Genomic DNA, 26,868 nt, shown 5'->3' on the forward strand with positions numbered 1-26,868 from the left:
GGGCGCCTTTTGCCATTTCCCGTTTTCCTTCCGCGCCCGCTATTTGATCGACAAGCTCCTGCGTCACCCGAAGGGAAGTGAGGGACGAGGTGAATTCAGATGCGTAAACCGCCGCTTTTGTGAATAAACATATACAAACTTTTTCCGCTATAGCCGACCCGCTGTTCGTTTGGGCGATTGTCACGGATCGGCGGTGGCGTACGTATACTAGTAACGAAAAGGCAAGGCGTCAAAAGCCAAGTCGGAACGGGTGCGGATGGCAGAAAACGGGAAGCGAGGTGACGCCCCTTGTCAGAATTGACGATGAACAAGGCGAAAGGGCAAATCAACATCGTGTTGAACTCCAAAACGGTAAACCATTTAGTGAAAGAAGAGAGAAACGACTGGCTCGATGGCGAAGAGCATCAGGCGCTCCGCAATATTCAAAAGGAGCTTGATCAGCTGATCGGCCTTGATCATGTCAAAAAAATCATCAAGGAAATTTACGCCTGGCTGTACATCAACCGGCTGCGCAAGGAGAACGGCTTAAAGGCCAACCGCCAGGCGCTCCATATGATTTTCAAAGGCAATCCCGGCACCGGCAAAACGACGGTGGCGCGCTTGCTCGGCAAGCTGTTTTTTGAGATGAACGTGCTGTCCAAAGGGCATTTCATCGAGGCGGAGCGGGCCGATTTGGTCGGAGAGTACATCGGGCATACGGCGAGCAAAACGCGCGATTTGATCAAAAAAGCGCGCGGCGGAATTTTGTTCATCGATGAAGCGTATTCGCTCGCCCGCGGCGGGGAAAAAGATTTCGGCAAAGAAGCGATTGATACGCTTGTCAAAGGAATGGAAGACTATTGCGACGACCTAGTCGTGATTTTGGCCGGCTATCCGAAAGAAATGGACTATTTTTTGTCGTTAAATCCTGGCTTGCCGTCGCGATTTCCTCTCACGATCGAGTTTCCCGATTACACGGTCGAGGAGCTTGTGCAAATCGCCAAGCAAATGCTGCGCGAACGCGAGTATGAAATGACGCCGGAAGCGGAGCGGAAACTGTACATTCATCTCGAAGGGACGCTGGAAGCGACCGGCCGCCTCAAGTTCAGCAACGGCCGCTATGTGCGCAACTTAATCGAAAAAGCGATCCGCAAGCAGGCGGTCCGCCTTCTTCATGAAGGGCGCTACGACAAAAAAGAGCTGATGACGATCCGTGACCGCGATTTAGTGATTCATGCTTGAACGCTCTCCCACCTACGCTCACGCGTGGAAGTGGGGGTCTTCTCGGCGCGAGATGAAAAAAAGCAAAGGAGGCTCCTCTTTCTTTTTCTTGTCGAAAGAAAGAGGTCTTCCTTTCTTTTTTGTGCCGCAAAAAAGAGGAATGCGATCAAAAAGAGCGAATACATAAACAGCGGGGGCATCATACACCTATTTATCTGAATTATCTGTCTAGTGGATCTGCACGCCCTGCGTCCATTCGGAGAAAAGGGGGAAAGGCGCTTGTACATGACGATTGGGGAGATGTTTTCCCAGACAGTGCGAAAGTTTCCAAACCGGGAGGCGGTCGTCGACGCGGCGACCGGACGCCGCTATACGTACGCCGAATGGGAGAGGGAAGTGAACCGGTGGGCGAACGCGTTTTTGGAAGCGGGCGTCCGCAAAGGAGATCGCGTTTCGACGGTGCTGTACAATACGCTTGAGCTCGCGACCGCTTTGTTTGCCTGCGCCAAAATCGGCGCGGTGTTCAATCCGATCAACTTTCGGCTGAGGGCGGAAGAAATCGCCTATATTTTGACGGACGCCGAGCCGAAAATCGTGCTGTTTGAACGGGCGGTGGAACCGGAACTTGCCGCGATTCACAGCCGTTTCCCGCACGTGTCATTTTGGTCGATCGACCGCGATCCGCCGCCGTTTGCCAAAAACGCTCACGAGCAGGCCGCGCGGGCCCTAGGGGAAGCGCCGCGTGTTCATGTGGATGAGAGCGATCTTTATGCCATTATGTATACAAGCGGCACAACTGGGCGTCCAAAAGGAGTGATGCACCGTCACCGCGACATGATCGAGCAAAGCGTCATTTGCCATGGCGTCATGCGCATCCGCGAGACGGATCGCGGGCTGGCGGCAGCGCCGCTGTTCCATTGCGCCGAGCTGCATTGCTGCTTGCTGCCGCGCGTGCATGCCGGAGCGGCGAGCGTCATTTTGCACCATTTTGACGCCAAGCTCGTGCTTGAAACGATCGAACGGGAGCGGATTACGATCATGTTTGGAGCCCCGACGATGTGGAACATGATCTTGCAGGAGAATGTAAGCGGTTACGATTTATCTTCGCTTCGCCTCGGCCTATACGGCGCCGCTCCGATGGCTCCAGCGCTTGTCAGGCAATGCCAAGAGCAGCTCGGCATCGAGCTGATTCAAGCGTACGGCATGACGGAAATGGGGCCGGCGGTGACGTTTTTGTTGGAAGACGAGCAGCTGAAAAAAGCCGGTTCCGCTGGACGCGCCTGCCTGAACCATGAGATCCGCGTCGTCCGTGCGCGTGAAGACGGGCCGTCCGACCCAGACGATGTGCTGCCGCCATATGAAGTCGGTGAAATTGTGATGCGCGGGCCGTGCATGATGGCTGGCTACTACAAGCGCGAGGAAGCGACGGAAAAAGCGTTGTACAAAGGTTGGTATCATTCCGGCGACCTCGGCTACCTTGATGAAGACGGCTACTTGTATGTCGCCGACCGGGTCGATGACATGGTGATCAGCGGCGGGGAAAACGTCTATCCGCGCGAAGTCGAGGACGTGTTGTACGAGCATCCGAAAGTGCTCGATGTCGCTGTGCTCGGTGAGCCGGATGAGTTGTGGGGCGAAAAAGTCGTCGCCTTCGTGGTCAAAAAAGATGACCTCCTGACCGCCGATGAGCTCGAGCAGTTTTGCAAAACGAGCGACCGCCTCGCTCCGTACAAACGTCCGCGCGCCTACTATTTCATCGATGCCCTGCCGCGCAACGCGAGCGGGAAAATCCAAAAGTTTTTGCTGCGCGAACAGCTGAAAAAACAGGCGACGGGCGGAACAGAGAAAAAGTGACCGAACAGAAGAGAGGGATGAACGGGTGACGGCTCGCTATTTGCGTGAGGAGCACCATATGTTCCGCGCGGCGTTTCGCAAGTTTTTGGAAAAAGAAGCGTACCCGCATTATAACGATTGGGAGAAGCGCGGCATCATTCCGCGTTCGTTTTGGGCGAAGATGGGCGAGAACGGCTTTCTTTGCCCGTGGGTCGATGAGAAGTATGGGGGTCTAAACGCCGATTTTGCCTACTCAGTCGTCATCAATGAAGAACTGGAAAAAGTCGGATCGAGCCTCGTCGGCATCGGCCTGCACAACGACATCGTCACGCCGTATATCGCATCGTACGGAACCGAGGAGCAAAAACAAAAATGGCTGCCAAAATGCGTCACCGGCGAGCTCATCACGGCGATCGCCATGACCGAGCCGGGGGCGGGTTCGGATTTGGCCAACATTTCGACAACGGCAGTAAAAGACGGTGACTACTACATCGTCAACGGACAAAAAACGTTTATCACGAACGGCATTCATGCCGACTTGATCGTCGTCGCCTGCAAAACCGACCCGCAGGCAAAGCCGCCGCACCGCGGCATCAGCCTGCTCGTCGTGGAGCGGGATACGCCGGGGTTTACGCGCGGTCGGAAGCTCGAGAAAGTCGGGCTGCACGCCCAAGATACCGCCGAACTGTTTTTCCAAGATGCGAAAGTGCCGGCATATAATTTGCTCGGCGAGGAAGGAAAAGGTTTTTACTATTTGATGGAAAAGCTCCAGCAGGAGCGGCTCGTTGTCGCCATTGCCGCACAAACGGCGGCGGAAGTGATGTTTTCCTTGACGAAGCAATATGTCAAACAGCGCACGGCGTTCGGCAAACGGGTGAGCGAGTTTCAGACCGTCCAGTTCCGCCTTGCCGAGATGGCGACGGAAATCGCCCTTGGCCGCACGTTTGTCGACCGCGTCATTGAAGAGCATATGGCGGGAAAACAGATCGTCACGGAAGTGTCGATGGCGAAATGGTGGATTACCGAGATGGCAAAACGTGTCGCAGCCGAGGCGATGCAGCTGCACGGCGGTTATGGTTATATGGAAGAATATGAGATCGCCCGGCGCTATCGCGACATTCCCGTAAGCGCCATTTACGCTGGGACGAACGAGATGATGAAAACAATCATCGCCCGGCAGCTAGATTTGTAGAGAGAGGGAAAGATATGCTTCGTGGCATTGTAGTCGTTGATTTTTCCCATTACTTGCCGGGCCCATTTGCCAGCTGGCGGCTCGCCCAGCTCGGAGCAGAAGTCATCAAAATTGAGCCCCCATCCGGCGATCGGCTGCGCCCGTTCGCCGAGGGCCGGTTGTTTGCCGCCTATAACGCCGGCAAAAAAAGCATCGGGTTGGATTTAAAAACGGACGCGGGTCGCGAGCAAGCCCGGCGGCTCGCCGCCCGCGCCGATGTAGTGATCGAAAGCTTCCGCCCCGGGGTGATGGCGCGGCTTGGGCTCGGTTATGACGATATGTGCCGCATGAACGAACAAATCATCTATTGCTCGATCAGCGGCTTCGGTCAACAGAGCAGCCGCTCATTGCTTGGCAGCCATGATTTAAACTATATGGCGCTCTCCGGCTTGCTTGCGCAGCTGGCCGATGAACGCGGCCGCCCGGTTCATCCGAAGATCACGCTTGCCGATTTTATCGGCGGCATGGCGGCGGCCGAGCGCATTTTGGCTGCCCTCTTTGCACGCGAGCGAACCGGCAAAGGCGCCCATCTTGATGTTTCGCTTGTCGATGGCTTGGCAGCGATGATGGCTGGCCATTTTGCCATTGAACACGGCGGTGGGCCGAAGACCGGTCTTTCCGAGTTGTCTGGGGAGGTGGTGTGCTACCAGCTGTATGAGACAAAAGACGGCCGTTATATGAGTTTAGCGGCGCTCGAGCCGCACTTTTGGCAGCGGTTTTGCGAGGCGGTCGGCCATCCGGAATGGACGGAGGCGCAATGGGCGCCGGCGCGATCGGGGGAAGCCGTATATGACGAGCTCGCCGCCTTGTTCCGTGAAAAGACATTGGATGAGTGGAGCGCGTTCGCCGAAGCGGTCGACGTCTGCCTTGCCCCGGTGCTGGAGACGGGTGAGGCGAAGGCGCTGTTTGCTGACAGCCGGCTCCGCCATCTCGTTCGGCTGCAGCCGGGCGGCGCATGGACGGCCGCACATGGGCCGGACGGCCAATGGGGCGGCGGGGAGCCGCCTAAAGTCAATGAACATGCGCATTTGGTAAAGGGGGAGGAATGACCGATGATGAAAACACCGTTAAACATTTCCATGATGCTTGAGCGGGCGGAGTTGTTTTTCCCAAAAAAGCAAGTCGTTTCGCGCATGAAAGAAGGCGTCGTCCGCCATACATACAAGGAGATCGGCGAGCGGACGCGCAGGCTGTCAAGCGTGTTGAAGCGGCTCGGGGTGGAAGTCGGCGACCGCGTTGGCACGTTCGCTTGGAACCATCACCGCCATTTGGAAGCGTATTTTGCCATTCCCGGCATCGGGGCTGTGCTCCATACGATCAACATCCGCCTCTCGCCGCAGCATATCTCTTACATCATCAACCACGCCGATGACCGTGTGCTGCTGATCGATGATGATTTGCTGCCGGCAATTGAAGCGATCAAGGACGAGATCCCGAACGTACGCGCTTTCATCGTCATGACCGATGCCGACGAGCTGCCGGAAACAACGTTGTCGCCAGTGTACCATTACGAGAAACTGCTTGCCGAGGGCGATCCAACATTTCCGTTCTTGAAAGACCTCGATGAATACCAACCGGCTGGTATGTGTTATACGTCGGCGACAACGGGAAATCCAAAAGGGGTTGTGTATACGCACCGCAGCACCGTCTTGCACGCGATGGCGTTAGGGCTGGCTGATACGCAAGGGCTGTGCGAGCGCGATGTCGTCATGCCGGTCGTACCGATGTTCCATGTCAACGCGTGGGGGCTGCCGTTTGCCGCCACTTGGTTCGGTTCGACGATCGTCATGCCGGGACCGGCGTTTACGCCGAAAGTGCTTGCCGAGCTGATTGACTCCGAACGGGTGACGATCACCGCCGGCGTGCCGACGATTTGGCTCGGGCTGTTGCAAGAGTTGGAGAAAGGAAACTATGACGTCAGCAGCCTGACGCGTGTCATTTGCGGCGGTTCAGCCGCGCCGAAAGGGATCATCCGTGCGTTTGAAGAAAAATACGGCATTCCGTTCATTCACGCGTACGGCATGACGGAAACGAGCCCGCTTGTGCTTGTCTCGCGCCCGAAAAGCTATCAAGACGGGCTGTCGTACGAGGAGAAACTGGATATTCGCGCCAAGCAAGGGCTGCTTGCTCCAGGGCTTGAGATGAAAGTGATCGGCCAAAACGGGCCGGTTCGTTGGGACGGGCAGGAAATGGGCGAGCTTTGCTTGCGCGGGCCGTGGATTGCTGCCGAATACTACAACGACGACCGGACGAAAGACGCGTTCCGCGACGGTTGGCTGCATACCGGCGATGTCGTCACCGTGGACGAAGAAGGGTTTGTGAAAATTGTCGACCGGACGAAGGATGTCATTAAAAGCGGCGGCGAATGGATTTCATCGGTTGATTTGGAGAATGCGCTCATGGCCCATGAGGCGGTGTTCGAAGCGGCGGTCGTCGCTGTGCCGCATCCGAAATGGCAAGAGCGCCCGATTGCCTGCGTCGTGCTGAAAGAAGGAAAACGCGTCACGAAAGAAGAGCTGTACGACTTTTTGCGCCCGCAATTTACAAAATGGTGGCTGCCGGATGACATTGTGTTTCTCGATGAAATTCCGAAAACGAGCGTCGGCAAGTTTTTGAAGCGGAAACTGCGCGATGAGATGGCAGCGCGCTATGCCGATGCGGCGAAGGAGTAAAGGAGGCGGACACCGTGGCAGAAACGATTGCGGTCATCGGCGCCGGGGTGATGGGAAGCGGCATCGCGCAAACGGCGGCGATGGCGGGAAAAACGGTGTATTTATATGACGTGTCCGAAGCGGCCTTGCAAAATGGGCTCGCTTCGGTGGAAAAAAGCTTGCGCCGCTTTGTCAAAACCGGCGGGCTGTCCGAGCCGGAAGCGCGAGCGGCGCTCGGGCGCATCCGCTCGACCGTCGATTTGGCCGAAGCGGTGCGCGGGGCGGATGTCGTCATCGAAGCCGTGCCGGAAAACTTGGCGCTGAAAAAAGACGTGTTTCAGCAGCTTGATCAATTGGCGAAGCCGGACGCCATTTTAGCGACCAACACATCCGAGCTGAGCGTCACGGCGCTTGCCGCCGCGACCAACCGGCCGGAGAACGTCATCGGCATGCATTGGTTCAATCCGGCGCCAGTGATGAAGTTGATCGAAATTGTGAAAGGTGAGACGACTTCCGACGACACAGTCGACGCCATCCGTCGGCTGTCTGTGGAGCTTGGCAAAGAAACGGTCGTCGTGAAAGACCGGCAAGGGTTTGTGACGACACGGGCGCTTGCCGCCCATATGATTGAATGCATCCGCATGTACGAAGAAGGAGTTGCTTCCGCTGAGGATATCGACAAAGCGGTGCGGCTTGGCCTCAATTATCCGATGGGGCCGCTGGAGCTGGCCGACATGGTCGGGCTTGATACGCTCTTGTTTGTGAGTGAAAACATGACGGAAGCATACGGCGACCGGTTCCGGGCGCCGCAGCTTTTGCGCAAGCTCGTTGAAGCCGGGCATTTAGGGCGGAAGACGGGGAAAGGGTTTTACACGTATTGAGCAGCGCTCGCCGTCCATCTGATGCCGCGCGCCAACAAGCGCTTAAAGAGCGCCCGCTTTCGCCCGTGTGGAAGCGCCCGAATAGGCAAGGCAACGAAGAAATCACGAAAGTAGAGCAAAAGGAGGAAGTTGCATGGTGCGTGAAGCGGTCATTGTCGAAGCGGTCAGGACGCCGGTCGGCAAGCGGAACGGCGTCTTCCGGGACGTTCATCCGGTCCATTTGGCCGCGGTGGTGCTCGATGAAGTCGTGCGCCGGGCCGGCATGGACAAAGGGGCGGTGGAAGACATCGTCATGGGCTGCGTGACGCCGGTCGCCGAACAAGGGTACAACATCGGCCGGCTGGCGGCGCTTGAGGCCGGATTCCCGATCGAAGTGCCGGCAGTGCAAATCAACCGAATGTGCGGCTCGGGGCAGCAGGCGATTCATTTCGCCGCCCAGGAAATCCGCTCCGGCGATATGGATGTCACGATCGCCGCCGGGGTCGAAAGCATGACGAAAGTGCCGATTTTAAGCGATGGCAACGAGCAGACGATTCCGCCGTCGCTTCATGAAAAATACGAATTCATCCACCAAGGTGTCTCGGCTGAGCGGATCGCCAAAAAATACGGCCTAACGCGCGAGGAGCTTGACGCCTACGCGTACGAAAGCCATCAACGCGCCTTGGCGGCCTTGCGCGAAGGGAAGTTTCGCGCGGAAATCGTCCCGGTGAAAGGGCTTGACCGCGATGGCCGCGAAATCCTTGTCACCGATGATGAAGGGCCGCGGGCCGACACATCGCCGGAAGCGCTCGCCGCGCTCAAGCCGGTGTTTCAAGAAGACGGTCTCATCACCGCTGGCAATGCGAGCCAAATGAGCGACGGGGCGGCCGCTGTGCTTTTGATGGAACGGGAGGCGGCGAGGCGGTTCGGACTGAAGCCGAAAGCGCGCATTGTCGCGCAAACGGTCGTCGGCTCCGACCCGACGTATATGCTCGATGGCGTCATTCCGGCGACGAGGCAAGTGCTGAAAAAAGCCGGCCTCTCGATCGATGACATCGACCTCATTGAAATCAACGAAGCGTTCGCCCCGGTCGTGCTCGCCTGGCAAAAAGAAATCGGCGCTCCGCTTGAGAAGGTGAATGTCAACGGCGGCGCCATTGCGCTTGGCCATCCGCTCGGCGCCACCGGTGCGAAGCTCATGACGTCGCTTGTTCATGAACTTGAACGGCGCGGCGGCCGCTATGGGCTATTGACGATTTGCATCGGCCACGGGATGGCGACGGCCACGATCATCGAGCGGGAGTAAGAGCAACGCGTGGAAAAAACATTTGTTTGACACACACTCGACAGCGGTGGCGGCCGCTGTTTTTTCTGTCATGACGAGAAAATAAAAATATGAGACGGAACTGGAGCGATGTGATAAGATGAAAGAAAAGCAAGTGAAAGGGGAAGCGCAGTGCAGAAGGAGAAGCCGTTTTACACGTATCGCGACATTGAACATTGGGAAGGAAATTGGGAACTGATCGATGGTGTTCCCTATTTATTGGCGTCTCCGTCGTTTGAGCACCAGTATGTGGTCGGACAACTGCACCTTGCATTGGCTTCGTATTTTCAGGCGCGTGGCTGTCATGTCATTCTTGCCCCGTTTGATGTTCAGCTTGATCCTGAGGAGCCGGAACGGATGGCGAAAACGGTTGTTCAGCCGGATTTATCAGTTGTTTGTCGGGTTGAGCAAATCGGGAATCGGCGAATGAAAGGGGCTCCCGATCTCGTTGTGGAAGTGCTGTCACCAAGCACCGCCTTGCGTGATCGAAACCAGAAATACTATTTATACGAAAAATATGGTGTGCATGAATATTGGATTGTAGACCCCAGCAATCGAACGATCGAAGTGCTCAGCTGGCAAGATGGACGATTCGAGCAGCGAGCGGTTTTCGGGCCAAGCGATGAGTTGGTTTCTTTTTGGCAACCGGATTTGACGGTTTCGCTCGCCCCCGTGTTTCCTCCGGAAGAAAGCGATGTGTAGCTGATGGAGAACAACCTTGTTTGGCTGCCATCTCTGGAAATAACGGCTTCGCTTTTGGTGTCAGCAGCAGAAAGAAGAAAGCAAAGGGGATCGATGTCATGAAGCAAGCCTTTCTCGCTTCCTTCTATTTATCCCTTGCCGCTGGCATTTGGGGCGGGATGTATGTGGTGAGCAAATACGTGTTGGACTACATTCCGCCGTTTACGCTCGTCTGGCTGCGCTACGCCGTCGCCTTGATCGTGCTGGGCGCCGTCGCCGTGGCGAAACGCGAGCGCCCCCCAAAGAACGGGCGTGACTGGGGAATGATTATCACGGTCGGGATCATCGGCTACGTCGTTTCCATTTCCTTGCAGTTTGTCGGCACGAAATGGTCGAACGCCCATACCGCTTCGCTCATCACCGCCTCGACGCCGGCGTTTGTCGTTTTGTTTGCCCGCTGGCTGATTGGTGAGGCGCTCACATGGCGGAAGCTTGGCGCGCTCCTATTGGCGACATTCGGCGTCATCGTCATCGTCGGCTTAGGAGGCGGAGAAGAATCAACGTTTCTTGGCAACATTTGCTTAGTCGGCGCGGCGGTCACTTGGGCGCTGTTGTCGGTGCTCGTGAAAATCGCTTCGGCCCGCTTGTCCGTGTTTTCGATCACCACGTATGCCATTTTTGTGGCACTCATTGGCATGACGCCGATGATGCTCGCCGAAGGGCCGGGGCTTGCTGCGAGCCATTGGAGTGTTCCCGTCGCCCTTGGGGTGTTGTATCTTGGCGTTGTATCGACAGCGGGAGCATTTTTTCTTTGGAACAAAGGGATGGAAATGATCGATGCCGGCGTCGGCTCGCTCTTTTTCTTTTTCCAGCCGCTCGTCGGCTCGCTCTTTGGCCGGCTGTTTTTACAAGAGCAACTCGATGTCTCGTTTTGGCTCGGCGGGGCGCTCATTGCTGCCGGCGTGGCCGTGGCGGTGCGAAGCGAGCAAAGCGCGTAAGGAAGGCGTCAGCAAACCAAAAGCGAGGAGTCCGCGTTGGGCGCCTTCGCTTCCGTGCTTACGGTTTTGCTTCTTTTCGCTTCCTTCGTACCAAGAGGCAGGGGCAGAGAGGAGCCATACAACGGCTGTCAAACGGAATGGGACGATTTATACAAAAGTCTATCTTTTCGTATAAATCAATGAGTAGTTGTTGCTTTTGCCGTTTGATCATTGCTCGCCCGCTTTTTCTCCGACCGCCCGCCGCGGCAGCTTCCAGCCGTACGTGTATGACAAAACGCGCAAAGCGGCGACGACAATCAACAACACATACAGCTCCATGGGCGATTCGGCCCATTTCAGCCCAACAGCGAGGCCGGCGAGAATGGCCCAGGCGGCATAAATTTCTGCGCGCAACACGAGCGGCTTTCTTCCCGCCAACACGTCACGGATAATGCCGCCGCCGCTTCCGGTCAACACCGCGGCGACGATGACCGCGCTTAACGGATGACCCATGTTGACGGCATACAGCGCTCCTTGAATGGCGAACGCGGACAGCCCAAGGGCGTCAAAAAAGTTGCCCCACCGCTTCCACGGCGGCAGCATTTGCTTTGGGAACAAATACACAACTGTCATGGCCGCCAAAGCGACAAGAAAGAGCGGCTGCTGTTCCCATAACGCCGACACGGGAACCCCGATCAGCAAATTGCGCACCGCCCCGCCGCCAAAAGCGGTGACAATCCCTAAAATGTACACCCCAAGCAAATCGTACTCCTCTTCCATCGCGACGATCGCCCCGCTAATGGCAAAGGCGATCGTGCCGATGATGCTCAATACTTCCCACGTCATTCGTGCTGTTCCTTTCCGTGCGGTGTTCTTGTATCATTGTAGGGGCAAAAGCGGCGGAAAATCAATCGTTTTTTTGGAACGAACTAGCAGACCGATGGTGGGATTTGGTATCATGAACGTAGAGAACATGTTCGCCGCGAGGGAAAGGAAGGGGGATGCCATGAGCCGTGAACAAGCGATCCTTGTCGGCTGCCAGCTCGCTGGTGTCGATGATGAACGGTTTCGCTATTCGATGGAGGAGCTCGCTTCGCTCGTTGCGACGGCGAACGGCGAGGTTGTGGCAGAGTTGACGCAAAAACGTGAAGCGCCGCACCCGGCGACGTATATCGGCAAAGGGAAAACAGAAGAGCTCGCCGCCATAGTCAAGCAGCTGGAACCGGACGTCGTTATTTTCAACAGCGAGCTCTCTCCAAGCCAAACGCGCAATTTGACGAAAATGCTTGGCGAGGTGAAAGTGATTGACCGGACGCAGCTGATTTTAGACATTTTTGCAAGGCGCGCCCGCTCGAAAGAAGGAAAGCTGCAAGTCGAGCTCGCCCAGCTGGAGTATATGTTGCCGCGCCTTAGCGGCCAAGGAGAGGCGCTATCCCGCTTGGGCGGCGGCATCGGCACGCGCGGCCCGGGGGAGACGAAGCTCGAGACCGACCGCCGCCATATTCGCCGCCGCATTGACGACATTAAAGCTGAGCTTGTGCGCATCGCTGAGCATCGAGGGCGGTATCGCGAGCGCCGGCAAAAAAACCAAGCGTTTCAAGTGGCGCTCGTCGGCTATACGAACGCCGGCAAATCAACGATTTTCAATCGGCTGACCGCCGCCGATTCGTTGGAAGAAAATTTGTTGTTTGCCACGCTCGATCCGTTGACGCGCAAATGTGTCTTGCCATGCGGCTACACAGTGCTTGTCACCGATACGGTCGGGTTCATTCAAGACTTGCCGACGACGCTTGTCGCCGCGTTCCGCTCGACGCTCGAGGAAGTGACGGAAGCCGATCTATTGCTTCACGTCGTCGATTCGTCTCACCCGGATTACGTTGCGCACGAGCGAACGGTGTCGCGGCTGCTCGCTGAATTGGGGGCTTCTTCCATTCCGATGGTCACGGTGTACAATAAAAGCGATCAAAAAGCGTCGGAATTCATTCCGACAACGACTGCTTCCATCGTGATGAGCGCGCTTTCCGCCGCCGACATTGACCGGCTCCGCTATTTTCTTGAAGAGGCGGTGAAACAGCAAATGGCCCGTTACGACGTGTCGATCCCAAGCGGTGAAGGAAAATTGCTCGCTCGGTTAAAATCGGACACCATTTTGCACGAATGGCATTATAATGAACAGGGGGGCACGTACGACTGCCAAGGATACGTGCTGCCTACGCACCCCTTGTATGGGGAGCTGCAATCATTCCAACGGTAGAAAGGGTTCATCTATGTTTTGGACACAGTGGAGACACGGAGAAACCATCGCTCTTCTCATCGAGGAAATCGAAGCACAAATCGCGCCGATTCACCGCCGCATCGATGAACTGGTCGACGTCAATCAATACCGCGTGCTTGAGAGCTTCCGTCGCCATCAAGTGAGCGACGCCCATTTCATCCCGTCAACCGGTTATGGGTATGACGATGCGGGCCGCGATACGCTCGATCGCATTTACGCCGATGTGTTTGGAGCGGAAGCGGGGCTTGTGCGCCCGCAAATCATTTCCGGCACGCACGCGATTGCGATCGCGCTGTTTGGCGTGTTGCGCCCGGGCGATGAATTGCTTTACATCACGGGCGCTCCGTACGATACGCTTGAGGAAATCGTCGGCGTCCGCGGCCGCGGCGTCGGCTCGCTGAAAGAGTTTGGCATTCGTTATCGCAGCGTGCCGCTCACAGCGGATGGGATGGTTGATTTTCCGGCCGTTCGCGAAGCGATCCATGAGCGGACGAAAATGATCGGCATTCAACGTTCGCGCGGCTATGCGGACCGGCCGTCGTTTACTGTCGAAGAGATCGGCAACATGATTGCATTCGTCAAGTCGATCAAACCGGATGTCGTCGTGTTTGTCGACAATTGCTACGGCGAATTCGTCGAGGAGAAAGAGCCATGCCATGTCGGCGCCGATTTGATGGCCGGCTCGCTTATTAAAAATCCGGGAGGGGGCTTGGCGAAAACGGGCGGCTACATTGTCGGCAAGCGGGAATATGTGGAGGCGTGCGCCTATCGGATGACCTCGCCGGGCATTGGAGCGGAAGTCGGTCCGTCGCTTTACAGCTTGCCGGATATGTATCAAGGCTTTTTCCTTGCGCCGCACACCGTGGGCCAGGCGCTCAAGGGGGCGGTCTTTACGGCGGCGATGCTCGAGCGGATCGGGCTAAAGACCTCGCCATCGTGGAAGGCGAAGCGAACGGATTTGGTTCAGTCCGTCCGTTTTGACGATCCGGAACAAATGGTGGCGTTTTGCCAAGCGATTCAGGCTTCCTCCCCGGTCAACGCTCATTTTACCCCGTACCCGAGCGACATGCCCGGCTATGAAGATAAAGTGATCATGGCCGCCGGCACGTTTGTGCAAGGGGCAAGCATTGAGCTGACGGCCGACGGGCCGTTGCGCCCCCCCTATGTCGCGTATGTGCAAGGCGGATTGACGTATTCGCATGTGAAAATCGCCGTCTGTTCCGCCATTCAGCGTTTGCTTGAACAGCAGTTGATTTGTTTGTGAGGAAACGTCACGTTTCATTGACTCATTTCCTAACATTATGGTAGAATAAAGGTATCAAAAGCGAGGAGGAATTGGCATGAGCAGCCAAATTCGTCGTTCCATGCCATTGTTTCCGATTGGGATTGTGATGCAGCTGACCGACTTATCGGCTCGGCAAATCCGCTATTATGAAGAGCACGGCCTCGTCTCGCCCGCGCGCACCGAAGGCAACCGGCGGCTGTTTTCGCTCAATGACATCGACCGCTTGCTGGAAATTAAAGATTTGATCGACCAAGGCGTCAACTTGGCGGGCATTAAGCAAATTTTTGCCGCGCGGGAGGAAGGGCGCCACGGGCAGGCGGAGAAAGTCGAAAAAGTGGGAAAACCGAAGCTGTCGGACGAGGAACTGCGCGAAATTTTGCGGAACGAATTGCTGCAGGCCGGGCGGTTCCAGCGCGCATCGCTTCGCCAAGGAGATCTCGCTCGCTTCTTTCATTAATCATGGAAAATGATTTCCGAGCCGGGGAGGAGTTTAGACATGGCAAAATATACGCGTGACGACATTCTACACATCGTCAAAGAGGAAAATGTCAAGTACATCCGCCTGCAATTCACTGATATTTTGGGCACGATCAAAAACGTCGAAATTCCCATCAGCCAGTTAGAGAAAGCACTTAACAACAAAATGATGTTTGACGGGTCGTCGATCGAAGGATTTGTCCGCATCGAAGAGTCGGATATGTATTTGTATCCGGATTTGGATACGTTCGTCATTTTCCCGTGGACATCGGAAAAAGGAAAAGTCGCCCGCTTTATCTGCGACATTTACAACCCGGACGGCACGCCGTTTGAAGGCTGCCCGCGCTACAACTTGAAGCGGATGTTGAAAGAGATGGAAGCGTTCGGCTTCAACGCCTTTAACTTAGGGGCTGAGCCGGAATTCTTCCTCTTCAAGCTTGACGAAAAAGGGCACCCGACGATGGAGCTGAATGATCGCGGCGGCTATTTCGATTTGGCGCCGACGGACCTCGGGGAAAACTGCCGGCGCGACATTGTGCTCGAGCTTGAGGAAATGGGGTTTGAAATCGAAGCGTCCCACCATGAAGTCGCCCCGGGTCAGCATGAGATCGATTTTAAATACGCCGATGCCGTAAAAGCGTGCGACGACATTCAAACGTTTAAGCTCGTCGTTAAAACGATCGCCCGCAAACACGGATTGCATGCGACCTTTATGCCAAAGCCGATTTTTGGGATTAACGGTTCAGGGATGCACTGCAACCTGTCGCTGTTCCGCAACGGCGAAAACGCCTTTTTCGATCCGAACGGCGATTTGCAGTTGAGCGATACGGCGCGGCAGTTTATCGCCGGCGTGCTGAAGCATGCGCCGAACTTTACGGCGGTGACGAATCCGACGGTCAACTCGTACAAACGCCTTGTCCCGGGTTATGAAGCGCCGTGCTATGTCGCCTGGTCGGCGCGCAACCGCAGCCCGCTCATCCGCATCCCGGCTTCACGCGGCATGAGCACGCGCATTGAGGTGCGCAGCGTCGACCCGTCGGCCAACCCATACTTGGCCATGGCGGTGCTTTTAGCCGCTGGGCTTGATGGCATTCGCAACAAGCTCACTCCTCCGGCACCAGTGGACCGAAACATTTACGTCATGACGAAAGAAGAACGGCTCGAAGAAGGCATTGTCGATTTGCCGGCAACGCTGCATGAAGCGCTGGAAAACTTGAAGTCCGATGAAGTGATGATCCAAGCGCTCGGCAAACATTTATTCGAGCATTTCGTTGAGGCGAAAGAAATCGAGTGGGATATGTACCGGACGGCGGTTCATCAATGGGAATTAGATCAATATATGGAACTCTACTGATTCATAAAAAAGCTGCCCCGTTTTTCGGGGCAGCTTTTTTATGGGCGCAGTCCGGCACGGGTCAGTCGAACAGGCGGTAGACGCCGATCACTTTGCCGAGAATCGTGCAGTCGCGGACGATGATCGGCTCAAGATGAGCGTTTTCCGGCTGCAGGCGGATGTAGTCTTTTTCTTTGAAAAACCGCTTCACCGTCGCCTCGTTGTCTTCCGTCATGGCGACGACGATGTCGCCGTTGTTGGCTGATGACTGCTGGCGGACGATGACGTAGTCGCCGTCGAGAATGCCGGCTTCGATCATGCTGTCGCCCATCACTTCAAGCATAAACAGCTGCTCCTCGCCAGCGGCGAGCCGCTTCGGCAGCGGAAAGTAGCCTTCGATGTTTTCCACCGCTGTAATCGGTTGGCCGGCCGTCACCTTGCCGATGATCGGCACCGAGATGATCTCCTCTTTTTCTTTCTCCTTGGCCATATCGTTGTCCAAAATTTCAATGGCACGCGGCTTCGTCGGGTCGCGGCGGATGTACCCTTTGCTTTCTAGGCGCGCTAAATGCCCGTGGACGGTCGAACTTGACGCCAGTCCCACCGCTTCCCCAATTTCCCGCACCGACGGAGGATAGCCCTTCGTTTTTACTTCCTGCTTAATAAATTCTAAAATTTGTTGTTGCCGTTTCGACAGTTTCGTCATTGTTTCACACCTCTCGCCACATCATTTGTCTTCATTATACCATGAGGAAGATGAAAAAACAAACGTAAGTTCGAGTTTTTTATTGACACAAACAAATGTTCCTGGCTATAATGAAGGAAAGCGAACGAACATTCTAGAAAGGGTGGGGGGAAATGGGGAAAACGTTGCTTCATCACTTTCTGTTCTCCTTTTTGTTTGCGCTCGTGCTGGCAGGGTTCGTTTACGCCAGCAGCCCGGTCGACAAAAAAGAATACGTGGCGATTACGGTCGCTCCCGGCGATACGCTTTGGGGGCTGGCAAAACAGTACGAGCAGGAGCACCATATGCCGCCTGATGAGTTCATCCGCTGGGTCATCGATGTCAATCATTTGCCGAGCCCGCGCCTTACCGCCGGTGAACGGATCATCATTCCTGTGTTAAAATCAAAGCAGGGCGGCTCGGTGGCCGTCAATCAGTGATGGAAAGAAGGGATGGGCCATGAGGGCGGTCATTTACTGCCGTGTCAGTACGGACAAAGCCGAGCAGGAGACGTCGCTCGCGAGGCAACGAGATGAGCTCGAACGGCTGGCGGCCGAGTGTGGATTTGAAGTCGTTAAAGTGATCGCCGAGCAAGCGAGCGGTTACGAAGCCGACCGCGACGGCGTGTTGAAGCTGCTTTCGCTTTGCGAGGAAGGCGAGGTCGATGTGCTGCTCATTCAAGATGAAACGCGGCTTGGGCGCGGCCATGCGCGCATGGCGGTGCTGCATTGCTTGAAAAAGCAAGGGGTGAAAATATACAGCGCCAGCCACCGCGGGGAGATGCCGCTGTCGGAGGCCGATGAGATGGTGTTATCCATCATCGCTATTGTCGAGGAGTACCAAAGGAAAATACATAACGCCAAAATTAAGCGCGGTATGCAGCGGGCCATCGCCCGCGGCTACCGCCCGGAGCGGAACCTAAGGCGCCAGGGCGAAAACGCCGGGCGTGACCGAATCGATCTGCCGGTTGAGGAGATCGTCCGCTTGCGCGAGCGCGGACTGACGTTTGCTGATATCGCCGCGACGCTGCGAAGCTTTGGCTACGAGGCGTCCAAGGCGACCGTCCATCGCCGTTACCAGGAATATATGGACGAGCAACAAAGGCGGCGTTGATTGTGTGCCGCTCCTGGCCCTAAAGCGGCGAGCGGGCAAAGGAAGCCAAGATGCCATCGTTGCCATCTTCCCGGTTGATCAGATAAGATAAAACAGAGTGAGAATATGGCAGATAGGAGAAGATGATCAATGATTGCCAAACATAAATTAGCCCGCATCAACGAACTGGCGAAAAAAGCGAAAACGTCCGGCTTGTCGGCCGAAGAGACGCTCGAGCAGGCGAAGCTGCGCCGCGAGTACATTCAAGCGTTCCGCAAAGCGATGACCGATATGCTCCATACGGTGACGATCATCGACCCGAACGGCAACGACGTGACGCCGAAAAAATTAAAGGAAAGCCAGCGGCGGCGCTTCCATTAAGTCGCGAAAAAAAGAGACGGCGCCTCGTTTGTCCTGAAGGAGAAAATAAACGTTGTACAAGGAAGCCGATTTTCTATATGATAGTAAATGACACCATGTTGATGAAAAGGAGGAAGACGATGGCGCATTCAATCGAGGAGTTGGCGATTACGACGATTCGAACGCTGTCGATTGACGCGATCGAAAAGGCCAAATCCGGACATCCGGGCATGCCGATGGGCGCGGCGCCGATGGCGTACACGCTTTGGACGAAATTTATGAACCATAATCCGGCAAATCCAGGTTGGTTCAACCGCGATCGGTTTGTCTTGTCAGCCGGGCACGGGTCGATGTTATTGTACAGCTTGCTTCATTTAAGCGGATATGATGTATCGATGGACGACTTGAAACAATTCCGTCAATGGGGAAGCAAAACGCCGGGCCATCCGGAATACGGCCATACGCCGGGCGTGGAAGCGACGACCGGACCGCTCGGCCAAGGGATTGCGATGGCGGTCGGCATGGCGATGGCGGAACGGCATTTGGCCGCTACATACAACCGCGACGGGTTTGAGATCATCAACCATTATACGTACGCCATTTGCGGCGACGGCGATTTGATGGAAGGAGTGGCGAGCGAAGCCGCGTCACTCGCCGGCCACTTAAAGTTGGGCCGCCTGATCGTCCTGTATGACTCGAACGACATTTCGCTAGACGGGGAGCTCAACTTGTCGTTCTCGGAAAACGTCGCCCAACGTTTCCAAGCGTACGGCTGGCAATATTTGCGCGTTGAGGACGGCAACAATATTGAAGAAATCGCCAAAGCGCTCGAGGAGGCGCGGGCGGACCTCAGCCGGCCGACGCTCATTGAAGTAAAAACGACGATTGGCTACGGCGCGCCAAATAAAGCGGGCACGTCCGGCGTCCATGGCGCTCCGCTCGGCGCGGAAGAGGCGAAGCTGACGAAGGAAGCGTACCGCTGGACGTTTGCCGAAGATTTTTATGTACCGGAAGAAGTATACGCCCATTTCCGGGAAAAGGTGCAAGAGCCGGGGGCGAAAAAAGAAGCGGAATGGAATGAACTGTTCGACGCTTATGAGCAGGCGCATCCGGAGCTGGCTGCCGAGCTGAAGCGGGCGATTGAAGGGAAGCTTCCGGATGGCTGGGAGACGGCGCTGCCGGTGTACGAAGCGGGCAAAAGCCTGGCGACTCGCTCATCGTCCGGGGAAGTGATCAACGCCATCGCCAAAACGGTGCCGCAGTTTATCGGCGGTTCGGCGGACTTGGCAAGCTCGAACAAAACGCTCATCAAAGGCGGCGGCAACTTCCTGCCGAACAGCTACGAAGGGCGCAACATTTGGTTTGGCGTGCGCGAGTTTGCCATGGGAGCGGCATTGAACGGCATGGCGCTTCACGGCGGGTTGAAAGTGTTCGGCGGCACGTTCTTCGTGTTCTCCGACTATTTGCGTCCGGCGATCCGCTTGGCAGCGCTGATGGGCTTGCCGGTCATCTACGTCTTGACGCACGACAGCATCGCCGTCGGCGAAGACGGACCGACGCACGAACCGATCGAACATCTCGCTTCGCTTCGGGCGATGCCGAACTTGTCGGTCATCCGTCCGGCTGACGCGAACGAAACGGCGGCAGCGTGGCGGATGGCGCTCGAATCGACGGACAAGCCGACCGCCCTCGTCTTGACGCGTCAAGATGTGCCGACATTGGCGACAACAGCTGAGTTGGCGTATGAAGGCGTGAAAAAAGGTGCGTACGTCGTTTCACCGGCGAAAAACGGCACTCCGGAGGCGCTATTGTTGGCGACCGGCTCGGAAGTCGGCCTGGCCGTAAAAGCGCAAGAAGCGCTCGCCGTTGAGGGCATCCATGTCTCTGTCATCAGCATGCCATCGTGGGACCGCTTCGAAGCGCAGCCAAAATCGTACCGCGATGAAGTGCTTCCACCGGCCGTGACGAAGCGGCTCGCCATTGAAATGGGCGCGTCGCTCGGTTGGGAGCGCTACGTCGGCGCCGAGGGCGACATTTTGGCCATCGACCGATTCGGTGCTTCCGCTCCGGGAGAGAAAATCATGGCCGAGTATGGCTTTACGGTTGACAACGTCGTCCGCCGCACAAAAGCGCTGCTCGGCAAGTAACCGGGAAAGCTGTCCTTGCGTTGTTGCAGGGGCAGCTTGTTTTTGTGAAAGATGGCTGCGCATTGGTCAAGCATTTTCGGGGTTGGATCGAGGGCAAAGGCTTGTTTATGACATGTTGGCCTGTTTGCGGCGGCATGGCCACCGCAAACAAAAATCGACAATGTTAGTGAAAAAACTTGCCGTTAATAGACATATTTTTCCCCTTTCCTTTTCTATAATAGAAAATAGATGAACAGAAATGGGGGATGGGGCATGGTCCGCTATTGGATTTATTTGTTGAATGACGATGTGGCGTCGCATTACCGCCATCGGGCAGAAAAAATTGTCGAACTGCTTCGTGAGCATCAATACGCGAAAGCGCCGCTGAAGGCGATTTGCCGCAAGCAAGTCGAATTTATCACCGAACGGCTGTCATTTTCGCGCCTGGAACTCGGCTTAAAGCAATATTTTGCCGGCCGCGTCGGCAAAAATTTGGAGCGCAATATGTTTGTTTTGCAAAACGACGCCGGTGAGGAAGCGTTGCTTGTCGTGCAAAAGCGCCGCTTGCTTCTTGTCGCCGACAGCGCGCCGCTTGCCGCGGACATCGGGCGAGCGCTCTCCCGGTTGGCGCCGACGTTTTTGGCAGTCGACGCTGATTTTGCCGATTACTACTGGCTGTCTGCGCCTGCGCAAGGAAGAAAATTTGCGTAATGAAAAGATTTTTGTCGCGAAATATTGTCTAATGACGCATCGTTTAGTACACTGTTAGGGAGACAACAAGAAGGAGGAAAATCGCTGTTATGTGGGGTACGATTCTCGTTGGCGTGCTGGCGCTCATCGCCGGGGTGGCGATCGGATTTTTCGTCGCCCGCAAAACGATGATCAATTATTTGAAGAAAAACCCGCCGATCAATGAACAAATGATTCGCATGATGATGATGCAAATGGGGATGACTCCGTCGCAGAAGAAAATCAATCAGATGATGAAAATGATGAACAATCAGCTGAAATAAGCGCAACAGACACTCGATCGAGAGTGTCTTTTTATTTTGCAAAAATGTTCTTTCAAAATTTTTCTAGTTTTGTTACAATAATATGGCGATTGTTCGTCAGCCAAACGAAAGGAGGTGGAGCGCGTGCGCGTGTTTCGCGATTTGTTTTGGTTTTTTCGCCAAGAAAAGAAGGCGTATATCACCGGCATTTTCGTGCTTGTCCTCGTTGCGTTTTTAGAGACGGTCCCGCCGAAGGTGATCGGCTTGTTGGTCGATCATATGAAAAACGGAACGATGACAAAAGAGGTGCTCATCCGCTGGATCGCCGTCCTCGCCGCCGTTGCGGCGGCGCTTTACGGGCTCCGCTACGCTTGGCGCATTTTCATTTTCGGTTCGGCGGTCAAGCTTGCCCGCCAGCTGCGCAACGAGCTGTATCAACATTTTACGAACATGTCGCCGTCGTTTTACCAACGGAAGCGGATCGGCGATTTAATGGCCCATGCGACGAACGATTTGCAGGCGATTCAGCAGACGGCCGGAAGCGGCATTTTGACGCTTGTTGACTCGGTGACGCTTGGCGGGTTCGTGTTGGCAACGATGGCGTTTTCGATCAGCTGGAAGCTGACGCTCATCAGCCTATTGCCGATGCCAGTGATGGCGGCGGCGACGAGCCGCTATGGAACGATGCTCCATCGTCGGTTTTTAACGGCGCAAGAGGCGTTTTCATCGTTGAACGACAAGGTGCAGGAAAGCATCAGCGGCATCCGCGTCATCAAGGCGTTTGGCTATGAGGAACACGATGTCGAGGCGTTTCGCCGCCAATCGGAAGACGTCGTGGCGAAAAACGTTGCCGTCGCCAAAATTGACGCCTTGTTTGATCCGACGATCGGGCTGCTTGTTGGGCTGTCGTTTTTTCTCGCTGTGGCGTTTGGCAGCCAAATGGTTCTGGCCGGCGAATTGACGATCGGCGAGCTTGTGTCGTTTACGACCTACCTTGGCCTGCTCATTTGGCCGATGTTGGCGTTCGGCTGGCTGTTTAACATTGTTGAGCGAGGGCGCGCTTCGTACGACCGGGTGCGGGCGCTGTTGGCTGAACAAGATGAAATCAACGAACGTCCCGATGCCCTTCACATCGCTCCGCAAGGCGACATTGAGTATGATGTTCGTCAATTTGCCTATCCGGGGGAGGCGAAGCCGGCGCTTCGGGACATTCGTTTTCAGCTCAAGCGCGGGGCGACGCTTGGCGTCGTCGGCAAAACGGGGGCGGGAAAAACGACGCTGCTTCGCCTGCTGCTGCGCGAGTTTGACGGCTATGACGGCGAGATTCGCTTCGGCGGCCGCGACATCCGCGATTATACGCTTTTCGCGCTCCGTTCGGCGATCGGCTACGTGCCGCAAGACCATTTCTTGTTTTCTGCCTCTGTCCGCGACAACATCGCCTTTGCTAAGCCGGAAGCCGGAGAGGACGAGGTCGTCCGGGCGGCGCGGCTGGCCGACATTCATGATGACATTTTGCAGTTTCCCGACGGGTATGAGACGGTCATCGGCGAGCGCGGCGTTTCCCTATCCGGTGGGCAAAAACAGCGGCTGTCAATCGCCCGGGCGCTTCTCATTGACCCGGAAGTGCTCATTTTTGATGACGCGTTGTCGGCCGTGGATGCGAAGACCGAGGCGCGGATTTTAACGGCGCTCAAACAGGAGCGGCGCGGAAAAACGACGATCATCGCCGCTCATCGTTTAAGCGCGGTTGAGCATGCCGATTGGATTCTCGTCCTTGACGGGGGGCGAATCGTGCAGGCCGGAACGCACGAGCAGCTGATGGCAGAAGACGGCTGGTATCGTGACATGCACCGACGCCAGCAGCTTGAGGAGCTTGCGGAGTGACAACAGGCCTGAACGTTCGAGCTCTAGCCAAAAACGAGCGGAGCGAAAAGCCTGAAAATACAAGTTGTTTGTGAGATAGGGGGAAGCGGATGAACGACCGATGGTTGACAACAAAAGAGCAGCGGCGCGTCTTATGGCGGCTGCTCGCTTATATGGGAAGATACAAAAAAGAAACTGCGCTTGCGTTTACGCTTCTTCTGTTGGCAGCGGCCGGGGAGCTTTCCGGCCCGTATTTGGTGAAAGTGTTCATTGACGACTATTTGGTGCCGGGCCGCCTTGCTTTTGGACCGGTGGCGGCGCTGGCCGCCGCCTATCTCGGCGTGCTCATCTTGAAAACGATCATTTCCTACTTCCAGCTTGTTGAGTTTCAGCGGCTCGCTTTGCACGTCATTCAAGCGTTGCGGATGGATGTGTTTGCGAAAGTGCACCGGCTCGGGATGAGCTATTTTGACCGGACGCCGGGCGGAAGCATCGTTTCGCGGGTGACGAACGATACGGAAGCGATCAAGGACATGTTCATCAGCGTCCTAGCGGCCTTTGTGCAAAACGGCTTGTTTGTCATCGGCGTGTTTGTCGCCATGTTTTCGCTTGACGCCAAGCTTGCGTTGTTTTGCCTGTTCATCCTCCCGGCTATCGCGTTCATCATGCACACGTACCGCCGCTACAGCTCGGTGTTTTATCAAGAGATGCGCGAACGGCTGAGCGAACTGAACGCCAAATTGAACGAATCGCTGCAAGGGATGGCCGTCATTCAAGCGTTCCGCCAGCAGCGCCGTTTATATCAAGAGTTTGCCGCCGTCAATGAAGCGCATTACAAGGCGGGGATGAAAAACATCCGCCTCGATGGACTGCTGCTTCGGCCGGCGATCGATATGGTGTATATGTTGTCGATCATGGTCGTGCTCAGCTTTTTTGGCATCACGGCGCTTGACAGCCCAGTTGAGATCGGCGTGCTGTACGCGTTTGTCAACTATTTGGAGCGCTTTTTCGAACCGGTGACGCAAATGATGATGCGCCTGTCTCTTTACCAGCAGGCGATCGTTTCCGCCTCTCGCGTGTTCGCCCTTCTTGATCATCAAGAAGAGGAGCCGGTCAATCCAGATTGGTCGCCGCATGTGATCGAGCGCGGGGAAATCGAATTTCGTGATGTCAGCTTTTCCTACGACGGCAAACGGGATGTGCTGAAACGGCTGTCGTTTGTCATCCGTCCAGGGCAGACGGTCGCGTTTGTCGGCCATACCGGCAGCGGCAAAAGTTCGATCATCAACTTGCTCATGCGCTTTTATGAGTTTGACCGCGGCAATATTTTGCTTGACGGCCGGTCGATCCGCGATTACTCGCGCGCTGAGCTGCGCCGCCGCCTCGGCCTTGTCTTGCAAGATCCGTTTTTGTTTTACGGGACGGTCAAAGAGAACATTCGCATGTATAATCAGGAATTGGACGACGAAGCCATTAAGGAGGCCGCCCGGCTCGTGCAGGCCGATGCGTTTATTGAGCAATTGCCCGGCGGCTACGACCATGTGCTCGCCGAGCGCGGGGCGACGTTATCAAGCGGTCAGCGCCAGCTTCTTTCCTTTGCCCGCACGATCGCTGCTGATCCGAAAATTTTGGTGCTCGATGAGGCGACCGCCTATATTGACACCGAAACAGAGGAAGCGATTCAAGATGCGCTCATGCGCATGCGGAAAGGGCGGACAACAATCGCCATCGCCCACCGCCTATCGACGATCCAAGACGCCGATCAAATTTTCGTCCTCCACCGCGGCGAAATCATCGAGCGCGGCACGCATCAGCAACTGCTGGCGCAAAAAGGGCTTTACTACCAAATGTACTTGCTGCAAAACGGCCTTGTCGACGCCCATGCGTAAATGGCGGCGTTTTGCCGCCCCTGCTTGGAACAAAAAGAAGAAAGCGCCCTGTCCCGTCTAGCGGGAGGCGCTTTGCTTTCGCCGCTTGGTTTGTTCGCGTTGATAGGCGTTGAGCAACGTGTCAAGTTCTTTGCTGATTTTCATGGCCGCCGCCGAGTTTAACCCTGTTTTGGCCACCGTGTCGACAAGCTCCATCCGCTTTTGTTCAATCAAGGTCAACAATTTGCATTTCGGCACGAATCGACCGTCCTTTGCTTGAAGTATTGTGTATGGTGCTTTATACTATTTTATCAGTGAACGCAAAAATGGAAAATAGAAAAATTGACCAGGAACAATGAGAAACACGTTACGGGAAGAAGGAATTCTGCTAAAATAAAAAGTAAAAAAGCAGGGGCTGGTTCACCAATGAATGATCTCAATCTATTTTTAGCGTTCGGCGCCGGGTTTTTGTCGTTTATTTCCCCGTGCTGCTTGCCGCTTTATCCGGCGTTTTTATCGTATATCACCGGCGTGTCGGTCAGCGAGCTGAAAGAGGAAAACGCCATGCTCAACCGCCGCAGCTTATGGCATACGCTTTGCTTTTTGCTCGGCTTCTCGCTCATTTTTATCTCGCTTGGCTTTGGCACCTCGCTGCTTGGAAGGCTGTTTGTTGATTATCAAGATGCGATCCGGCAAATCGGCGCGGTCGTGATCGTCGCTCTCGGCCTCGTCGTCGCCGGGCTGTGGAAGCCGGCGTTTTTGCTGAAAGACCGGCGCATTTCGTTTCGTGAACGGCCACCGGGATATGTCGGCTCCGTGCTGATCGGCATGGCATTCGCCGCCGGTTGGACGCCGTGCATGGGGCCGATTTTGGTGGCGGTTGTCGCTCTAGCCGCCACCAACCCGGGCTCAGGAATGGTGTATATGCTTGCTTATACGCTCGGATTTGCCGTTCCGTTTTTCATTTTGTCGTTTTTTATCGGCAAGCTGCAATGGATCCGCCGCCATAGCGCATCCATCATGAAGGCGGGCGGCTATGTCATGGTGGCGATGGGCGTCGTTTTGTACTTTGACTGGATGACAAAGCTGATTGCTTATACGACAAGCTTGTTTGGCGGATTTACTGGCTTTTAGCGGCGATGGAGCCGCCCTTTGTGCGGCTGTTGTTGGAGGAATATCGTTGAGGAGAGGATGGTGGAAAGATGGCTGCCATTTTAATTGCTGACGATGCGAAGTTTATGCGGGTAACGCTGGCGCGCATACTGGAAAAAAAGGGTCACACCGTAGCCGGTGAGGCGGAAAACGGCAAAGAGGCGGTCGAGCTGTATCGCCGGCTGCGCCCCGATCTTGTCATCATGGACATTACGATGCCGGTCATGAATGGGATTGAAGCGGTGCGGGCGATTAAGGAGATCGATCCGGGGGCGAAAATCATCATCTGCTCGGCGCTCGGGCAGCAGCGTATGGTTGTTGAGGCAATTGAAGCCGGAGCGGCCGACTTCATCGTCAAGCCGTTTGAAGAAACCCGCGTGCTCGAGGCGATTGCCCGTCTTTTGTAAGCGGGCTTCGGCTCCGTACGGCATAGGAAGGCGCCGGCTTATGACCGCCGGAAGACAGCTGGCTGCGTTCCTCTTGGCAAGCGAGAGGGATGAAGCGAGCGCGATGTTTGGCGAAGGCGGGGGCGGCTGGAGAGGACGGTAGGCAAGCGGAGCGGTT

26 protein-coding genes are annotated in these 26,868 nt (G+C 55.6%); 23 read left to right on the forward strand and 3 right to left on the reverse strand.

Features of this window, described 5'->3' with window-relative positions; translation table 11 throughout:
- The first annotated feature begins 288 nt into the window (after nucleotides 1-288).
- From spoVK to DI44_RS09850, 9 genes are all read left to right on the forward strand, one after another.
- Nucleotides 289-1,221 (forward strand): stage V sporulation protein K, encoded by a 933-nt coding sequence (spoVK, locus tag DI44_RS09890; protein WP_011230813.1) that lies wholly within the window; start codon nucleotides 289-291, stop codon nucleotides 1,219-1,221.
- Between the two features lie 258 nt (nucleotides 1,222-1,479).
- Nucleotides 1,480-3,054 carry a fatty acid--CoA ligase gene (locus DI44_RS09885; RefSeq protein ID WP_021322296.1) on the forward strand — a complete coding sequence of 525 codons (1,575 nt, stop codon included), beginning with the start codon at nucleotides 1,480-1,482 and terminating at the stop codon, nucleotides 3,052-3,054.
- A 25-nt stretch (nucleotides 3,055-3,079) separates the two neighbouring features.
- Nucleotides 3,080-4,225, forward strand: coding sequence for an acyl-CoA dehydrogenase family protein (locus DI44_RS09880; RefSeq protein ID WP_011230815.1), 1,146 nt, complete (start codon nucleotides 3,080-3,082; stop codon nucleotides 4,223-4,225).
- 14 nt (nucleotides 4,226-4,239) lie between these two features.
- Complete coding sequence (locus tag DI44_RS09875; protein ID WP_011230816.1) at nucleotides 4,240-5,313, forward strand: CoA transferase; 1,074 nt, start codon at nucleotides 4,240-4,242, stop codon at nucleotides 5,311-5,313.
- Between the two features lie 3 nt (nucleotides 5,314-5,316).
- The gene (locus DI44_RS09870) at nucleotides 5,317-6,936 is read left to right on the forward strand and encodes a long-chain fatty acid--CoA ligase (RefSeq protein ID WP_021322299.1); all 1,620 of its coding nucleotides are present in this window, start codon (nucleotides 5,317-5,319) and stop codon (nucleotides 6,934-6,936) included.
- A gap of 14 nt (nucleotides 6,937-6,950) precedes the next feature.
- Entirely contained in the window at nucleotides 6,951-7,796 is an 846-nt protein-coding gene (locus DI44_RS09865) for a 3-hydroxyacyl-CoA dehydrogenase family protein (RefSeq protein WP_021322300.1), read from the forward strand.
- A gap of 133 nt (nucleotides 7,797-7,929) precedes the next feature.
- Nucleotides 7,930-9,081, forward strand: a complete 1,152-nt coding sequence (locus DI44_RS09860; RefSeq protein ID WP_014195503.1) for a thiolase family protein — start codon at nucleotides 7,930-7,932, stop codon at nucleotides 9,079-9,081.
- A 150-nt stretch (nucleotides 9,082-9,231) separates the two neighbouring features.
- Nucleotides 9,232-9,801 (forward strand): Uma2 family endonuclease, encoded by a 570-nt coding sequence (locus DI44_RS09855; RefSeq protein WP_021322301.1) that lies wholly within the window; start codon nucleotides 9,232-9,234, stop codon nucleotides 9,799-9,801.
- 98 nt (nucleotides 9,802-9,899) lie between these two features.
- Nucleotides 9,900-10,778, forward strand: a complete 879-nt coding sequence (locus DI44_RS09850) for a DMT family transporter (RefSeq protein ID WP_021322302.1) — start codon at nucleotides 9,900-9,902, stop codon at nucleotides 10,776-10,778.
- 207 nt (nucleotides 10,779-10,985) lie between these two features.
- Here DI44_RS09850 and DI44_RS09845 read toward each other — a convergent pair whose 3' ends face one another.
- A complete protein-coding gene (locus DI44_RS09845; RefSeq protein ID WP_021322303.1) occupies nucleotides 10,986-11,603 on the reverse strand; it encodes a trimeric intracellular cation channel family protein in 618 nt (205 codons plus the stop codon).
- A 160-nt stretch (nucleotides 11,604-11,763) separates the two neighbouring features.
- Here DI44_RS09845 and hflX point away from each other — a divergent pair, with 160 nt between their 5' ends.
- From hflX to glnA, 4 genes are all read left to right on the forward strand, one after another.
- Nucleotides 11,764-13,011 carry a GTPase HflX gene (hflX, locus tag DI44_RS09840; protein ID WP_033025127.1) on the forward strand — a complete coding sequence of 416 codons (1,248 nt, stop codon included), beginning with the start codon at nucleotides 11,764-11,766 and terminating at the stop codon, nucleotides 13,009-13,011.
- Nucleotides 13,012-13,024: 13 nt separating this feature from the next.
- The gene (locus DI44_RS09835; RefSeq protein ID WP_033025128.1) at nucleotides 13,025-14,296 is read left to right on the forward strand and encodes a methionine gamma-lyase family protein; all 1,272 of its coding nucleotides are present in this window, start codon (nucleotides 13,025-13,027) and stop codon (nucleotides 14,294-14,296) included.
- Between the two features lie 76 nt (nucleotides 14,297-14,372).
- Nucleotides 14,373-14,774, forward strand: coding sequence for a MerR family transcriptional regulator (locus tag DI44_RS09830; protein WP_033025129.1), 402 nt, complete (start codon nucleotides 14,373-14,375; stop codon nucleotides 14,772-14,774).
- A 39-nt stretch (nucleotides 14,775-14,813) separates the two neighbouring features.
- Nucleotides 14,814-16,148 (forward strand): type I glutamate--ammonia ligase, encoded by a 1,335-nt coding sequence (gene glnA / locus DI44_RS09825; RefSeq protein ID WP_033025130.1) that lies wholly within the window; start codon nucleotides 14,814-14,816, stop codon nucleotides 16,146-16,148.
- A 61-nt stretch (nucleotides 16,149-16,209) separates the two neighbouring features.
- On the opposite strand, the gene lexA is transcribed toward glnA, so the two are convergent.
- Nucleotides 16,210-16,833 (reverse strand): transcriptional repressor LexA, encoded by a 624-nt coding sequence (lexA, locus tag DI44_RS09820; RefSeq protein ID WP_033025131.1) that lies wholly within the window; start codon nucleotides 16,831-16,833, stop codon nucleotides 16,210-16,212.
- 152 nt (nucleotides 16,834-16,985) lie between these two features.
- Here lexA and yneA point away from each other — a divergent pair, with 152 nt between their 5' ends.
- The 8 genes from yneA (at nucleotide 16,986) to DI44_RS09780 (ending at nucleotide 25,173) form a co-directional block, all read left to right on the forward strand.
- On the forward strand, nucleotides 16,986-17,291 hold the full coding sequence (gene yneA, locus DI44_RS09815; protein WP_033025132.1) for a cell division suppressor protein YneA: 306 nt from the start codon (nucleotides 16,986-16,988) through the stop codon (nucleotides 17,289-17,291).
- 19 nt (nucleotides 17,292-17,310) lie between these two features.
- A complete protein-coding gene (locus DI44_RS09810) occupies nucleotides 17,311-17,964 on the forward strand; it encodes a recombinase family protein (RefSeq protein WP_033025134.1) in 654 nt (217 codons plus the stop codon).
- A gap of 129 nt (nucleotides 17,965-18,093) precedes the next feature.
- Nucleotides 18,094-18,324 carry a DUF896 domain-containing protein gene (locus tag DI44_RS09805; protein ID WP_033025135.1) on the forward strand — a complete coding sequence of 77 codons (231 nt, stop codon included), beginning with the start codon at nucleotides 18,094-18,096 and terminating at the stop codon, nucleotides 18,322-18,324.
- 119 nt (nucleotides 18,325-18,443) lie between these two features.
- Complete coding sequence (tkt, locus tag DI44_RS09800) at nucleotides 18,444-20,450, forward strand: transketolase (RefSeq protein WP_033025136.1); 2,007 nt, start codon at nucleotides 18,444-18,446, stop codon at nucleotides 20,448-20,450.
- Between the two features lie 252 nt (nucleotides 20,451-20,702).
- Complete coding sequence (gene sirA / locus DI44_RS09795; RefSeq protein WP_033025137.1) at nucleotides 20,703-21,140, forward strand: sporulation inhibitor of replication protein SirA; 438 nt, start codon at nucleotides 20,703-20,705, stop codon at nucleotides 21,138-21,140.
- 89 nt (nucleotides 21,141-21,229) lie between these two features.
- Nucleotides 21,230-21,442, forward strand: a complete 213-nt coding sequence (locus DI44_RS09790; RefSeq protein ID WP_011230833.1) for a YneF family protein — start codon at nucleotides 21,230-21,232, stop codon at nucleotides 21,440-21,442.
- A 123-nt stretch (nucleotides 21,443-21,565) separates the two neighbouring features.
- The gene (locus DI44_RS09785; protein ID WP_033025141.1) at nucleotides 21,566-23,305 is read left to right on the forward strand and encodes an ABC transporter transmembrane domain-containing protein; all 1,740 of its coding nucleotides are present in this window, start codon (nucleotides 21,566-21,568) and stop codon (nucleotides 23,303-23,305) included.
- An 89-nt stretch (nucleotides 23,306-23,394) separates the two neighbouring features.
- Nucleotides 23,395-25,173, forward strand: coding sequence for an ABC transporter transmembrane domain-containing protein (locus DI44_RS09780; protein WP_033025142.1), 1,779 nt, complete (start codon nucleotides 23,395-23,397; stop codon nucleotides 25,171-25,173).
- A 57-nt stretch (nucleotides 25,174-25,230) separates the two neighbouring features.
- Here DI44_RS09780 and DI44_RS09775 read toward each other — a convergent pair whose 3' ends face one another.
- Nucleotides 25,231-25,410 carry an aspartyl-phosphate phosphatase Spo0E family protein gene (locus tag DI44_RS09775; protein ID WP_011230836.1) on the reverse strand — a complete coding sequence of 60 codons (180 nt, stop codon included), beginning with the start codon at nucleotides 25,408-25,410 and terminating at the stop codon, nucleotides 25,231-25,233.
- Between the two features lie 168 nt (nucleotides 25,411-25,578).
- Between DI44_RS09775 and DI44_RS09770 the strand changes: the two genes are divergently transcribed.
- Together DI44_RS09770 and DI44_RS09765 are read left to right on the forward strand one after the other, a co-directional pair.
- A complete protein-coding gene (locus DI44_RS09770) occupies nucleotides 25,579-26,286 on the forward strand; it encodes a cytochrome c biogenesis protein CcdA (protein WP_033025143.1) in 708 nt (235 codons plus the stop codon).
- Nucleotides 26,287-26,354: 68 nt separating this feature from the next.
- On the forward strand, nucleotides 26,355-26,711 hold the full coding sequence (locus DI44_RS09765) for a response regulator (RefSeq protein WP_033025144.1): 357 nt from the start codon (nucleotides 26,355-26,357) through the stop codon (nucleotides 26,709-26,711).
- Nucleotides 26,712-26,868 lie beyond the last annotated feature (157 nt).

Source organism: Geobacillus sp. CAMR5420 (assembly GCF_000691465.1).
In the GTDB taxonomy this organism is placed as follows: domain Bacteria; phylum Bacillota; class Bacilli; order Bacillales; family Anoxybacillaceae; genus Geobacillus; species Geobacillus thermoleovorans.

Coding starts and splice junctions, on each gene's coding strand:
- DI44_RS09875 (WP_011230816.1), top strand. CDS start 4,240: ATGCTTCGTGGCATTGTAGTCGTTGATTTTTCCCATTACTTGCCGGGC.
- DI44_RS09870 (WP_021322299.1), top strand. CDS start 5,317: ATGATGAAAACACCGTTAAACATTTCCATGATGCTTGAGCGGGCGGAG.
- DI44_RS09860 (WP_014195503.1), top strand. CDS start 7,930: ATGGTGCGTGAAGCGGTCATTGTCGAAGCGGTCAGGACGCCGGTCGGC.
- DI44_RS09850 (WP_021322302.1), top strand. CDS start 9,900: ATGAAGCAAGCCTTTCTCGCTTCCTTCTATTTATCCCTTGCCGCTGGC.
- DI44_RS09845 (WP_021322303.1), bottom strand. CDS start 11,603: ATGACGTGGGAAGTATTGAGCATCATCGGCACGATCGCCTTTGCCATT.
- hflX (WP_033025127.1), top strand. CDS start 11,764: ATGAGCCGTGAACAAGCGATCCTTGTCGGCTGCCAGCTCGCTGGTGTC.
- DI44_RS09835 (WP_033025128.1), top strand. CDS start 13,025: ATGTTTTGGACACAGTGGAGACACGGAGAAACCATCGCTCTTCTCATC.
- DI44_RS09830 (WP_033025129.1), top strand. CDS start 14,373: ATGAGCAGCCAAATTCGTCGTTCCATGCCATTGTTTCCGATTGGGATT.
- glnA (WP_033025130.1), top strand. CDS start 14,814: ATGGCAAAATATACGCGTGACGACATTCTACACATCGTCAAAGAGGAA.
- lexA (WP_033025131.1), bottom strand. CDS start 16,833: ATGACGAAACTGTCGAAACGGCAACAACAAATTTTAGAATTTATTAAG.
- yneA (WP_033025132.1), top strand. CDS start 16,986: ATGGGGAAAACGTTGCTTCATCACTTTCTGTTCTCCTTTTTGTTTGCG.
- DI44_RS09810 (WP_033025134.1), top strand. CDS start 17,311: ATGAGGGCGGTCATTTACTGCCGTGTCAGTACGGACAAAGCCGAGCAG.
- DI44_RS09805 (WP_033025135.1), top strand. CDS start 18,094: ATGATTGCCAAACATAAATTAGCCCGCATCAACGAACTGGCGAAAAAA.
- tkt (WP_033025136.1), top strand. CDS start 18,444: ATGGCGCATTCAATCGAGGAGTTGGCGATTACGACGATTCGAACGCTG.
- sirA (WP_033025137.1), top strand. CDS start 20,703: ATGGTCCGCTATTGGATTTATTTGTTGAATGACGATGTGGCGTCGCAT.
- DI44_RS09790 (WP_011230833.1), top strand. CDS start 21,230: ATGTGGGGTACGATTCTCGTTGGCGTGCTGGCGCTCATCGCCGGGGTG.
- DI44_RS09780 (WP_033025142.1), top strand. CDS start 23,395: ATGAACGACCGATGGTTGACAACAAAAGAGCAGCGGCGCGTCTTATGG.
- DI44_RS09770 (WP_033025143.1), top strand. CDS start 25,579: ATGAATGATCTCAATCTATTTTTAGCGTTCGGCGCCGGGTTTTTGTCG.
- DI44_RS09765 (WP_033025144.1), top strand. CDS start 26,355: ATGGCTGCCATTTTAATTGCTGACGATGCGAAGTTTATGCGGGTAACG.